Below are 12,704 nucleotides of genomic sequence, written 5' to 3'. Positions count from 1 at the left end.
GGCCCGCCGGCAGCCGCGCTAACGCGGCTGGTACAGGTACACGAAGGCGTCCACCGCCCTTGCCGCGGACGCGGCCAGCGCCGCAGGCTCGACGTCGGTGACCACATTGAGCATGCGCACGTCCATCCACTCGGCTTCGATCAGAGCCCGGAATTGCAGCGCCGCGATCCATGCGTCGGACCGATGCAGCAGGCCGGCCTCCATTTTCAGCTGCAGGAATGCCGCAATCCGGGTCCATCCGCGCTTGGGGCCCCGCTCGTAGAGCATCGGGCCCAACTCCGACTTGCCGGCGTAGTACATCGTCAGGCGCTTGACCGCGATCACCTCGGGCTTGAGCACGATCTCCAGATAATGTCTGGCCAGTCGCAATAATCCCGCGCGTAGATCGTCTTCGTCGTCGAGTGCGGTGAAAGCCTGTTCGAATTGGCATCCGACCTGCTTCAACATCACCTCCACGAAGATGTCCTCCTTCGAGTCGAAGTAGTTGTAGAGGGTGGCCTTGGAGCCGCCGATGCGCGCCGAGATCTCGGCCATCGAGGCGCCTTCGAAGCCGATCTCGTTGAATACCTCGCTGGCGACATCGATCATTGCCTGCCGTCGTTCTTCACTTTTCTTTCGCATGCCTATTTTCCCGGGTGCGCGCCGCATCGTTGCAATGCCGCAATTGTAGGCGAAGTTAGCATCACAAGCCGGCAACTTCGACGACAAAAGCAGAAATGCATCAAATGGGGAAGATGCGAGCAAATTTTCGCAATTACCCTTGACGCCCGCTTTCGCCCAATACTATACTGAACTGTACAGTTTAAAAAATCCATTGTCATCCACGTCATGAACCCCTCGATCCCTGATGCGCCCCGCGCCGCCGCCACCCGCAAGGCGATGGCCGCAGCCGTGGCACTGGCCACGCTGGCGCTGGCCGGTTGCGCCGGCTTTTCCGACCTCGGCCCGCGCGCCGAGCCCAAGTCCATCGACCATTACCAGAGCGGCCAGGCCCTGGCCGGCACCAGCCCGCTGGCGGCCTGGCCGGCCGACCAGTGGTGGCGCGTGTATGGCGACGACCAGCTCGACAGCCTGATCGGCGAGGCGCTGCAAGGGGCGCCGTCGATGGCGCTGGCCCAGGCACGACTGCTCAAGGCGCAGGGCGCCGCGCAGCAGCAAGGCGCGGCCCTGTATCCGCAGATCAGCGCCAATGCGTCGGTCGATCACATGAAGCAGAGCTACAACAACGGCATGCCGGCCGAGTACGTGCCCAAGGACTACAACAACGAAGCACGCGCGACCCTGGACTTCAGCTACGAGATCGACTTCTGGGGCAAGAACCGCGCCGCACTGGCCGCGGCCACCTCCGAGCTCGACGCCGCCCGGGCCGATGCGGCACAGGCCCGCATCACGCTGGCCGCCTCGATTGCCGCGGCCTACGCCGAGCTGGACCAGCTGTACAACCAGCGCGATACCAATGAAGCCGCACTGACGGTGCGGGTGGCGTCGCTGGACCTGTTCGACCAGCGCTTTGCCAATGGGCTGGAGACACGCGGCACCGTCAAGCAGATGCAGGCGCGGCGCGCCATGGCAGAAGCGGACCTGCGGGCCACCGATGAATCGATCGCCCTGCAGCGCAACAAGCTGGCCGCGCTGGCCGGCGCCGGCCCCGATCGCGGCCTGCTGCTGGTGCGTCCGAAGATCGACCTGTCGCATCCGTTCGCCTTGCCCGAGCAGATTCCGTTGAACCTGCTGGGCCGACGCCCCGAGATCGTGGCCGCACGCCTGCGCGCGGAGGCGGCCGGCAAACAGATCAAGGTAGCGCGCGCCGCGTTCTATCCCAACATCAACCTCAAAGCCTATTTCGGGGTGCAATCGCTGGGCCTGGACCTGTTGACCAAGAACGGCTCGGACATCGGCAGCATCGGGCCGGCGATCTCGCTGCCGATCTTCAATGGCGGCCGGTTGCGCGGGCAGTTCCGCAGCGCCAGCGGCAGCTATGACGAAGCGGTGGCCAATTATGACCAGGCCGTCACCCAGGCGCTGCAGGACGTGGCCGATGTCACCGCCAGCGAGAAAGCGCTGGCCGGCCGACTGGAGAAAGTACAGGACGCAGCCGACGCCGCCCAGGAGGCCTATCGCATCGTCAGCAACCGCTACAACGGCGGCCTGGCCACCTACCTCGATGTACTCAACGCCCAGGACACGCTGATCGGCAACCTGCGCGACCTGTCGAATCTGCGCTCGCGCCGCTTCTCGCTGGATGTGGCGCTGGTGCGCGCACTCGGCGGCGGCTACCAGTCCACTTCGGCACCCACGACCACCACAGAACAGCAAGCCAAAGGTTGAATACCATGTCCCACAACGAATCCCCCATCGCCAATAACGCCGCGGCCGACGCCGCCACCGATGCCACCGATGCCGCCAACGGCGGCAAGCGCAAGAAACTCTTCACCATCCTCGGTGGCGTACTAGTCATCGCCGGCATCGGCTACGGCGCCTATTGGTACCTGATCGGCTCACGCTATGTCGAGACCGACAATGCCTATACCGCCACCGAGATCTCGGTGCTGACCCCGGCCATCAACGGTATCGTGGCCGACGTCAAGGTGGTCGATACCCAGGCCGTCAAGAAGGGCGACATCCTGGTGACCATCGACGATAGCGATGCCAGGCTGGCGCTGCTGCAAGCCGAGGCCGATTTGAACCGCACCGAACGCCGGGTCCAGGGCCTGTTTGCCAACGATGCCGGCCTGGCGGCCCAGGTGCTGGCACGCGAAGCCGAGCAGAAGCGCGCCGCAGCGCAGGTGCTGTCGGCCCAGGCCGACCTCAGGCGCGCCGAAATCGATCTGCAGCGGCGCGAGGCGCTGGCCAAGTCGGGCTCGGTCTCGGGCGAGGAACTGAGCAATGCCCGTACCGCCCTGCTCACGGCGCAGGCCAACCAGAAGGTGGCCGAGGCCGGTGAAGTGCAGTCGCGCGCCAACACCCGTGCCACCCTGGGGGCCCAGAAGGCCAGCACCGTGCTGACCGCCGACACCACCGTCGACAGCAATCCCGAAGTGCTGCTGGCGCGCGCCAAGCGCGACCAGGCGCGACTGGACCTGGAGCGCACCGTGTTGCGCGCGCCGGTCGATGGCGTGGTGGCGCGCCGCCAGGTGCAGGTCGGCCAGCGGGTGCAGACCGGCGCGGCGCTGCTGTCGCTGGTGCCGCTGCAGCAGATGCACGTCGACGCCAATTTCAAGGAAGGCCAATTGACCCGCGTACGCATCGGCATGCCGGTCACCATGAAGGCCGACCTCTATGGCAGCGCGGTCGAATATCACGGCGTGGTCACCGGCATGTCGGGCGGCACCGGATCGGCCTTCGCGGTGATCCCGGCGCAGAACGCCACCGGCAACTGGATCAAGGTGGTGCAGCGCCTGCCGGTACGCATTGCCATCGATGCCAAGGACCTGGCACAGCGTCCGCTGTCGGTAGGCCTGTCGATGGTGGTCGAGATCGATACCCGTGGCCAGATGCAGGCCGGCGACGTCCAACCGCGCACGGCCAGCAACCAGCCGGCCCGGCCAGCGGCGCTGTAGGCCATCGGCATCCTGACCACGAGAGGCATCCATGTCATCCACTGTTACTGCCGGGGCCGGCACCCCGGGCGCTGCGGCGCCGGGACTATTCGAAGCGCCGCTGACCGGCGGCAAGCTGGTGGGCGCCGGCATCCTGCTGGCCGCGGCCAACTTCATCGCGGTGCTCGATACCACCATCGCCAACGTCTCGGTGTCGACCATCTCCGGCGCACTGGGCTCGTCGACCAGCCAGGGCACCTACGTCATCACCTCCTATGCGGTGGCCGAGGCGATCACCGTGCCGCTGACCGGCTGGCTGGCCAACCGCTTCGGCACGGTGCGCGTATTCATCCTGTCGATGATCATGTTCGGCGTCTTCTCGGCCCTGTGCGGGCTGGCCAATTCGCTGGGCATGCTGATCCTGTTCCGCATCCTGCAAGGCTTCGCCGGCGGGCCGTTGATGCCGCTGTCGCAGACCCTGCTGCTGCGCATCTTCCCCAAGGAAAAGGCGCCGGCGGCCATCGGCCTGTGGGCCATGACCACGCTGGTGGCGCCGATTGCCGGCCCGATCCTGGGCGGGGTGCTGTGCGACCAGTACAGCTGGCCCTATATCTTCTGGATCAACGTACCGGTGGCGCTGGTGTGCGGCTACATCGGCTGGCGCATGCTCAGCCGCTACGAGTCGCCTACGGTCAAGTTGCCCATCGACCGGGTCGGCATGCTGCTCATGGTGATATGGGTGGCGGCATTGCAGTTCATGCTCGATGAGGGCAAGGAAAAGGATTGGTTTGCCTCTACCGAGATCGTGGTGCTGGCCGTCATTGCGGTGGTGTTCTTCGTGGCCTTCCTGATCTGGGAGCTGACCGAGCGCAATCCTATCGTCGACCTCAGGGTATTTCGCCACCGCGGCTTCACCGCCAGCGTGGTCACCATCTGCCTGGCCTTCGGTGCCTTCTTCGGCTCGGTGGTGCTGACCCCGCTGTGGTTGCAGGGCTATATGGGCTACACCGCTACCTGGTCGGGCCTGGTGTCGGCCATGACCGGCATCCTGGCCGTGATCGCCGCACCGATGGTGGCCAAGATGTCGACCACCGTGGATGCCCGCAAGCTGGTCTGCATCGGCGTGGTGTGGCTGGGCCTGATGACCTTCATGCGCGCCTTCAATACCACCGACATGACCATCGTGCAGATCGGCTGGCCGCTGTTCCTGCAGGGGGTGGGCCTGCCCTTGTTCTTCGTGCCGCTGACCGGGCTGGCGCTGTCGTCGGTCGACGAATCGGAGACGGCATCGGCTGCCGGCCTGATGAGTTTTTGCCGCACCATGGCCGGCGCCATTGCCACCTCCATCGTCAACACCAGCTGGGAAAACGACACGACCTACTTCCACGCCGAATTGTCGGGGCTGAGCGACCGCATGGGTGACGCGGTGGGGACCATGACGCAGTCCGGCATGTCGGTCGACCAGGCCACCGCGTCGTTGGCGCAGACGGTGCAGAACCAGGCGGTGATGCTGGCCACCAACCATATCTTCATGATGGCGGCGATCTCGTTCTCGCTGGCGGCCATGGCAGTCTGGTTCGCACCCAAGCCCAAGCGGGTGGCCGATACCTCGGCGGCGCACTAGGCTAACCAGGTCTCCCACGAACCGCTCGGCCCCCCTGGCGGATCGGACAGGCGGTCGCTTCGGCGGCCGCCTGTTTTTCATGGCTGGACAACAGGCATTTCCCGGTAGCAATACGCTTGGCGACCCCGGTCCTTGCGCGTACAATTCCGGCTCATGCATGCGGACCTCGGTCCGCATTTTGATTTATGCGCCTGCCGCGCCGCACCTCCCCGACTGCCCGATGACCAAAGACCTCGCCGCTCACACGCCCATGATGCAGCAATACCTGCGCATCAAGGCCGATCACCCGCATACGCTGGTGTTCTATCGCATGGGCGATTTCTACGAACTGTTCTTCGAGGATGCCGAAAAAGCCTCGCGCCTGATGGGCGTCACGCTGACCCAGCGCGGTTCGTCCAATGGCACGCCCATCAAGATGGCCGGCGTGCCGTTCCACTCGATGGAGCAGTACCTGGGACGGCTCATCAAGCTGGGCGAATCGGTGGCCATCTGCGAACAGATCGGCGACCCTGCCACCAGCAAGGGACCCGTCGAGCGCAAGGTGGTGCGGGTGGTCACGCCCGGCACGCTCAGTGACTCCGACCTGCTGCCCGAGAAATCCGAGCGCTGCCTGCTGGCGCTGCAGATCGTGACCGGGCGCCAGCGCAAGCAGGTGCAGGTCGGCCTGTCGTGGCTGTCGATGGCCAGCGGCGCATTGAAGCTCATGGAATTCACCGTCGACAGCGCCTTGCTGGAGACCCGCATCAAGCAGGAACTGGAACGTATCTCGCCGGCCGAGGTGCTGGTGGCCGATGGCCAGCTCGAGCACTGGGCAGCCTTGCTGCCCGGCCGCGCCGTGAATGTGCCCGATTGGCATTTCGACCTGCCCAGCAGCGAAAAGGCCTTGCTCGAACAACTGGGCGTGGCGAGCCTGCACGGCTTCGGCGCACAGGCGCTCGAGGTGGCGGTGGGCGCGGCCGGCGCGTTGCTGCGCTATGCGCAATCGACCCAGGGCCGGGGCCTGCAGCATGTGCGCGCGCTCACGGTCGAATCCGAGAACGAATTCATCGGGCTCGACGCCTCGACCCGCCGCAACCTGGAGTTGACCGAGACCATCCGCGCACAGGACGCCAACGCGCTCTCCCCCACGCTGTTCTCGACGCTCGACCATTGCCGCACGGCGATGGGTTCGCGCCTGCTGCGCCACTGGCTGCACCACGCGCTGCGCGACCAGTCGGTGGCCCGCGAGCGCCATGCGGCAGTCAATGCCTTGATGCGCGCCGACGCCTGCTCGGGCCTGTCGGCCACCCTGGCGGCAGTGCCCGACATCGAACGCATCACCACCCGCATCGCCCTGTTGTCGGCCCGCCCGCGTGACCTGGCAGGCCTGCGCGCCGGCCTGCAGCAACTGGGCTCGCTGCGCAATTACGTCGAGATGTGCGCCCGCGATGCCGCCGCGCCGCTGCTGCAGGCACTGCTCGAAGCGCTGGCTACGCCGGTCGAATGCCTCGACCTGCTGGAGCGCGCCATCCAGCTGGAACCGGCGGCACTGGTGCGCGACGGCGGCGTGATCGCGCGCGGCTACGACGCCGAGCTGGACGAACTGCGCGGGCTGTCCGAGAACGCCGGGCAGTTCCTGCTCGATCTCGAGGCGCGCGAGCGCGAACGCACCGGCATCGCCAACCTGCGGGTCGAATACAACAAGGTGCACGGTTTCTATATCGAGGTCACCAACGGCCAGACCGACAAGGTGCCGGACGACTATCGTCGGCGCCAGACACTCAAGAACGCCGAGCGCTACATCATCCCCGAACTGAAGGCCTTCGAGGACAAGGCCCTGTCGGCGCAGGAGCGTTCGCTGTCGCGCGAGAAATTGCTCTACGAGCAATTGCTGGCCGAGCTGGGCCAGCATATCCCGCGCCTGCAATCCATCGCCCATGCCACCGCGCAGCTCGACACGCTGGTGGCGCTGGCCGATCACGCAGCCCGCAACAACTGGTGCGCTCCGCTGTTGGTGAGCGAACCCAGCATCCAGATCGAGCAGGGCCGCCATCCGGTGGTCGAGAACCAGATCGAGCGCTTCATCGCCAACGATTGCCAGCTCTCGGCCGAGCGCAAGCTGCTGCTCATCACCGGTCCCAACATGGGCGGCAAATCGACCTACATGCGCCAGGTGGCGCTGATCACGCTGCTGGCCTACGTGGGCAGCTTCGTGCCGGCCTCGAGCGCGACCATCGGGCCGATCGATCGTATCTTCACCCGCATCGGCGCGGCCGACGACCTGGCGGGCGGGCGTTCGACCTTCATGGTCGAGATGACCGAATCGGCCGCCATCCTCAACAACGCCAGCGAACATTCGCTGGTGCTGATGGATGAAGTCGGTCGCGGTACCTCGACCTTCGACGGCCTGGCGCTGGCCTGGGCGATCGCGCGTCACCTGATCGATGTCACCCGCAGCTTTACGCTGTTTGCCACCCACTACTTCGAGCTGACGCAACTGCCCGAGATCCACCCCAGCGCCACCAACGTGCACCTGTCGGCGGTGGAGCACAAGGACAGCATCGTGTTCCTGCACGCCGTGCAGGACGGTCCGGCCTCGCAGAGCTACGGCCTGCAGGTGGCCCAGCTGGCCGGGGTGCCGGCGGCGGTGATCCGCGCCGCGCGGCGTCACCTGAGCCAGCTCGAAAACCAGTCGGTCCAGGCCACGCCGCAGTTCGACCTGTTCCATGCGGCGCCCTATCAGCCATGCGAAGAGGAGGCAATAGAAACTTCTGAACAAGCCGCGCCAAATGCAGTCCAACCCGATCCGCAGGCCCAGGCAGTGCTGGCACAACTACAACAACTGGACCCGGATACGCTGACCCCGCGCCAGGCGCTGGACGCGTTGTACCAACTGAAGCAATTGCACGAAAACTGAACGTCGGCGCCTCCACGCCCGACATCCGATCTCCCACATTGGCGCCCGATGTCGATAACGCGACTGCTGACCATTGCCCTGTTCGCCTGCGCGGCCACCCCGGCCCTGGCCGCACCGCAGGATTTTGCATTTGCCGTCATCGGCCATGCGCAGGGCAGCACCGACGGCGCAGCCCTGCTGCAGAAATCGATCGCCGAGACCGATACCGACAACCTGGCGTTCGTGGTGGTCAACGGCGTCAAGTCACCCACCGAAGCCTGTGACGACGGCCTCTATGCACAGCGCAGGGAGATCGTTTCGCACGCCCAGAACGGGGTGATCATGTCGCTGGCCGCCAGTGACTGGCTCAATTGCAACGCCAGGGGCCAGAAGACCAGCACCACCGAACGGCTGACCCAGGTGCGCGAACAGTTTCATACCGGCGAATTCTCGCTGGGCGCCAGCAAGCTGCCGCTGCTGCGCCAGTCGCTCACGGCCAAGTTTCGCAGCTATGCCGAGAACACCCGCTGGGAAGTCGGCAACGTGCTGTTCGCCACCATCAACCTGCCCGCCGCCAACAACCACTTCCTGCTCGATGGCGGGCGCAACAACGAATTCGAGGACCGCCTCATCGCCAACCGCAACTGGCTGCAGCACCTGTTCGCCTTTGCCGCGCTCAAGAAGGTCGGCGCCATTGTGTTCTTTGCCGACGGCAACCTGTTCTCGACCCCGCCGCGACGCTCTTTCTTTCGTACCCAGCGCGATGGCTTCAGCGAGATACGCCGCAGCTTCTCCGACTTCTCGGGGCGCTTTCCGGGACGGGTATTGATGGTGCACGGCGACGTCGCCAGCGGCAAGGCGCCGCCGCGCATCCTGTGGACCGGTAATGTGGGAGTCGTCGGGGTGGGCGAGCGTTGGCTCAAGGTGGTGGTCGACGACCACTTGCCGCAGTTGTTTGCGGTGGCCGATGCCGACGGCGAACGGCGCTGACCGGCGGGCGCCGGTGCCGGTGCGCCAATAACCAAAAACGCCCGCCGGGACCAGCCGGGCGGGCGTTTTCTTGAAGCGGCAATCCTAGTTCAACGGCTGGCTACGGAAGTGGTCGCCTTGCTCGCCGTCGTCTTCATCGTGATGATGGTGATGACCGTGGGCGCCATGCACGTGTCCATGGGAGATTTCCTCGTCGGACGCGGCGCGCACGTCGATGACGGACAGGTCGAAGCGCAGCGCGATGCCGGCCAGCGGATGGTTGCCGTCCAGCACGGCCTTGTCCTCGGCCACTTCGGTGACGGTGAAGATGACCGATTCTTGCTCGTCGTCGTCGGGCGAGCCTTCGAACTGCATGCCCACCTCGATGGGCTGCGGCAGGCGCGACAGCGGCTCGATCTTGACCAGGGCGGCGTCGTATTCACCGAAGGCATCTTCGGGTTCGACCTGCAGCAGGGTCGAATACCCGTTTTCCTTGCCGTCGAGCGCTTCTTCGATCTTGGGCAGCGTGTTCTGGTAACCGCCGTGCAGGTACACCATCGGTTCGCTGCTTTCCTCGATCAGGTTGCCCTGGGCATCGGACAGCTTGTACTTCACGGAAACTACGGTGTTCTTTTCGATCTTCATCGGGAATGTCCTTGTATTGATGTTTGCGGGAGCGACCGCGCTGTACTTGTTCCATCTGCTGCGGAGCACCAGCGAGCCGGTGGGCAGAGAGCGTTCCACCTTGCCAGAGCGCATGACAAGGACTCGTCTGTATCAGTCCGGAATTATACCTGCATCAAACCAGGATGCCGCGCCGCTGCTCGCCGACTGTTTGCGCGCCTATAATGTCGCCATGACAAAAACTGCCTTGCTCGGCGGCATCACGCCCGCCCAATTCCTGCGTGACTACTGGCATAAGAAGCCGCTGCTGATCCGCCAGGCCATTCCCGCCTTCCAGCCCCCCCTCTCACGCCAGGCGCTGTTCGACCTGGCTGGTCGGGACGACGTCGAGTCGCGCCTGATCACTCATCGCAGCGACGGCTGGGACATGCAGCACGGCCCGCTGGCCAAGTTGCCCGCGCTCAAGCAGAAAGCCTGGACCCTGCTGGTGCAGGGTGTGAACCTGCATGACGACGCCGCCGACGCCCTGCTGCGCCAATTTCGCTTCATCCCCGATGCCCGCCTGGACGACCTGATGATCAGCTTCGCCACCGACGGCGGCGGCGTCGGCCCGCATTTCGATTCGTACGACGTGTTCCTGCTGCAAGCGCATGGACAGCGCCGCTGGCGCATCAGCGCGCAAACAGACCTGAGCCTGAAAGAAGACGTGCCGCTGAAGATATTGCGCCACTTCGAACCCGAGCAGGAGTTCGTGCTGGAACCGGGCGACATGCTGTACCTGCCGCCCCAGTATGCGCATGATGGCGTGGCGGTCGGCGAATGCATGACTTATTCGATAGGATTTCGCGCGCCGGCCCACCAGGAACTGGGCGAAGCCTTCCTCGAATACATGCTCGACAGCATCGACCTGCCCGGGCGCTTTGCCGACCCCGAGCTCAAGGCCACCAGCAAGCCCGCCGAACTGCCGGTGGACATGGTCCGACGCCTGCGCGATGAACTCAACAAGATCCGCTTCACCGACGATGACATCACCATCTTCCTCGGTGAATACCTGTCCGAACCGAAGTTGAGCGTCACCTTCGACGCCCCTCCCGAAATTTCATTTGCTCGCTTTTTCCAGGAGGCGCGCAAACGGGGCCTTCGACTGCACCGCAAGACCCAGATGCTGTATCGCGCGTCGCATGTTTTCATCAACGGCGAATCATTCGAGGTGGGGCGCGCGGATAAAGCGATACTGGCACGCCTGGCAGACCAGCGCATACTGGCCAAGAGCGACTTCGCCACGGCCTCCGAAGACCTGCTCGAAGCGTTCCATCAGTGGCATGAAAGTGGCTGGCTCGAACTAAATTGAAGTGTGTTGGAATCTAACCGAAATCAGCTTGACGAGGTCGGCCCGATCTGGCGCAAACCTGCGCCGTTAAAGGCCTTCCAGCAACAGGGACTTAGATGTAAGAACTTACAAATTCTTACTAAAAAGAATCGTTCCGCTGCGAAATCGGCAAAAAATCGCTATAATAACGGACTGGAAAGTTTTCGTTGTCCGGTTTGTTTCGGCAGCAAAAAGAAGCAACAACCGAAATACGAACCGCAAGGTTCGAGCGTACGGCGAGAGCCTCCTGTAGAGCGATAATTACCGGTAATTATTCATCGCACAATTTTTCAAATATTGAAGGAATATTCATGACAAAGTCCCTGTTGATCGCATCGTTGTTGGCTGTTGCCCTGGTTGCTTGCGGTAAGAAGGAAGAAGCACCTGCGCCTGCACCAGCACCTGCTGCCGAAGCGCCTGCCGCTACCCCAGCACCAGCTGCCGAAGCGCCTGCCGCTGCCGCTCCTGCTGCTGAAGCGCCTGCCGCTGCTGCTCCTGCTGCTGAAGCACCTGCTGCTCCTGCCGCCGATGCAAAGCCAGCTGACGCTGCACCTGCAAAGTAATCGAAAGATTATTTTCTAAAAGAACCGGTCCTTCGCGGCCGGTTTTTTTTCGCCCTCAACAAGCGATACCTCACTCCCTGCCTCTGTTGCCGCACTGTCTCTGCGTGCGCCTGCCACGCTTTTCCTGCCCTCGATTAGTTAGATTTTCCGGCCATGCCCACAGCGCCATGGAAAGCCCGCCAATGGCAGGCTGACATGTCCATGACAAGTCCATGACAAGCGGCTGACATTGGCTGCCAGGACAGCCGCACACGGGCGGGAAAACCAGGCCTTGCGGTGCGCATCGATGCGCGGCCTGGCAGCAGGTCGGCCCGCATCGCGACCGGCATGGCTGACAAAATACTGACCTACTCGCGTTTCTGTCAGACCGCTAGCCAGTCGAATCCTTGCTCCTGGCAAGCGATATGCAAGCCATCGAACGACTCACCCATGACCGCTTGCAGCGCGGCCAGCGCCAGCGCGGGCGTATTGTTCTGTGCGCTCAGGTGCGCGCCGACCACCCGGCGCAGCTTGCTGCGATCGAGCGCCTGCAGGATCTCGGCGCTGGTCTCGTTGGCCAGGTGGCCATAGGCGCCGCCGATGCGGCGCTTGAGGAAGGCGGGATACGGTGAATCGTCCAGCATCTGGCGGTCGTGATTGCATTCCAGCAGCAAGGCATCGCACGCGCCCAGGGCCTGGATCAGGTGCGCGGTGGACTGGCCGGCGTCGGTCAGCACGCCGAGTCGACGGTCGCCATCGCTGGCGACGTACTGCACCGGTTCGCGGGCATCGTGGGGGACGGTGTAAGGGATAAGCTGCAGGTCACCGATGGCGATTGCCTGGCCATCGGCGCAGAGTCGGATATCGACTTCGCTGGCATGCGCGGCCACTGCCTGGTACGTGCCATGGCTGAGCCAGACCGGCACCCGGTAGCGACGCGCAAACTTGAACACGCCACTGACATGGTCAGAATGCTCGTGGGTGACGACGATGGCCGAGACGTCGGACGGGTCCAGTCCGAGCCGCAGCATGCGGCGCTCGGTTTCGCGCAAAGCAAAGCCGCAGTCCAGCATCACGGTGGTCCTCGACGCTGGACCAGCGGCACTGGCTGCGGCTGAAATGAGCAGCGCGTTACCTTCGCTGCCACTACCGAGGCTGGGGG

10 protein-coding genes are annotated in these 12,704 nt (G+C 64.2%); 7 read left to right on the top strand and 3 right to left on the bottom strand.

What is annotated here, in order from left to right:
* Positions 1-18: 18 nt before the first annotated feature.
* The gene (locus PMI40_RS11950) at positions 19-621 is read right to left on the bottom strand and encodes a TetR/AcrR family transcriptional regulator (protein ID WP_040501959.1); all 603 of its coding nucleotides are present in this window, start codon (positions 619-621) and stop codon (positions 19-21) included.
* A gap of 207 nt (positions 622-828) precedes the next feature.
* Between PMI40_RS11950 and PMI40_RS11945 the strand changes: the two genes are divergently transcribed.
* The 5 genes from PMI40_RS11945 (at position 829) to PMI40_RS11925 (ending at position 9,028) form a co-directional block, all read left to right on the top strand.
* The gene (locus PMI40_RS11945) at positions 829-2,328 is read left to right on the top strand and encodes an efflux transporter outer membrane subunit (RefSeq protein WP_008115580.1); all 1,500 of its coding nucleotides are present in this window, start codon (positions 829-831) and stop codon (positions 2,326-2,328) included.
* A 5-nt stretch (positions 2,329-2,333) separates the two neighbouring features.
* Positions 2,334-3,560: an HlyD family secretion protein gene (locus tag PMI40_RS11940; protein ID WP_008115578.1), complete on the top strand. Its 1,227-nt coding sequence runs from the start codon at positions 2,334-2,336 to the stop codon at positions 3,558-3,560.
* A gap of 31 nt (positions 3,561-3,591) precedes the next feature.
* Entirely contained in the window at positions 3,592-5,163 is a 1,572-nt protein-coding gene (locus PMI40_RS11935; protein ID WP_008115576.1) for a DHA2 family efflux MFS transporter permease subunit, read from the top strand.
* 220 nt (positions 5,164-5,383) lie between these two features.
* Positions 5,384-8,059, top strand: a complete 2,676-nt coding sequence (gene mutS, locus PMI40_RS11930) for a DNA mismatch repair protein MutS (protein ID WP_040501958.1) — start codon at positions 5,384-5,386, stop codon at positions 8,057-8,059.
* Between the two features lie 48 nt (positions 8,060-8,107).
* Positions 8,108-9,028, top strand: coding sequence for a hypothetical protein (locus tag PMI40_RS11925; RefSeq protein ID WP_008115571.1), 921 nt, complete (start codon positions 8,108-8,110; stop codon positions 9,026-9,028).
* A gap of 84 nt (positions 9,029-9,112) precedes the next feature.
* On the opposite strand, the gene PMI40_RS11920 is transcribed toward PMI40_RS11925, so the two are convergent.
* Positions 9,113-9,652: a peptidylprolyl isomerase gene (locus tag PMI40_RS11920; RefSeq protein WP_008115568.1), complete on the bottom strand. Its 540-nt coding sequence runs from the start codon at positions 9,650-9,652 to the stop codon at positions 9,113-9,115.
* 211 nt (positions 9,653-9,863) lie between these two features.
* Between PMI40_RS11920 and PMI40_RS11915 the strand changes: the two genes are divergently transcribed.
* Complete coding sequence (locus PMI40_RS11915; RefSeq protein ID WP_040501960.1) at positions 9,864-10,982, top strand: cupin domain-containing protein; 1,119 nt, start codon at positions 9,864-9,866, stop codon at positions 10,980-10,982.
* 329 nt (positions 10,983-11,311) lie between these two features.
* Complete coding sequence (locus PMI40_RS11910) at positions 11,312-11,563, top strand: hypothetical protein (RefSeq protein ID WP_081496449.1); 252 nt, start codon at positions 11,312-11,314, stop codon at positions 11,561-11,563.
* A 362-nt stretch (positions 11,564-11,925) separates the two neighbouring features.
* On the opposite strand, the gene PMI40_RS11905 is transcribed toward PMI40_RS11910, so the two are convergent.
* The coding region (locus PMI40_RS11905; RefSeq protein ID WP_040501956.1) for an MBL fold metallo-hydrolase at positions 11,926-12,704 on the bottom strand (779 nt) is incomplete at its 5' end.

The organism is Herbaspirillum sp. YR522, assembly GCF_000282575.1.
Lineage (GTDB): Bacteria > Pseudomonadota > Gammaproteobacteria > Burkholderiales > Burkholderiaceae_D > Herbaspirillum.
This window is presented reverse-complemented; position numbering and strand designations above follow the sequence as displayed.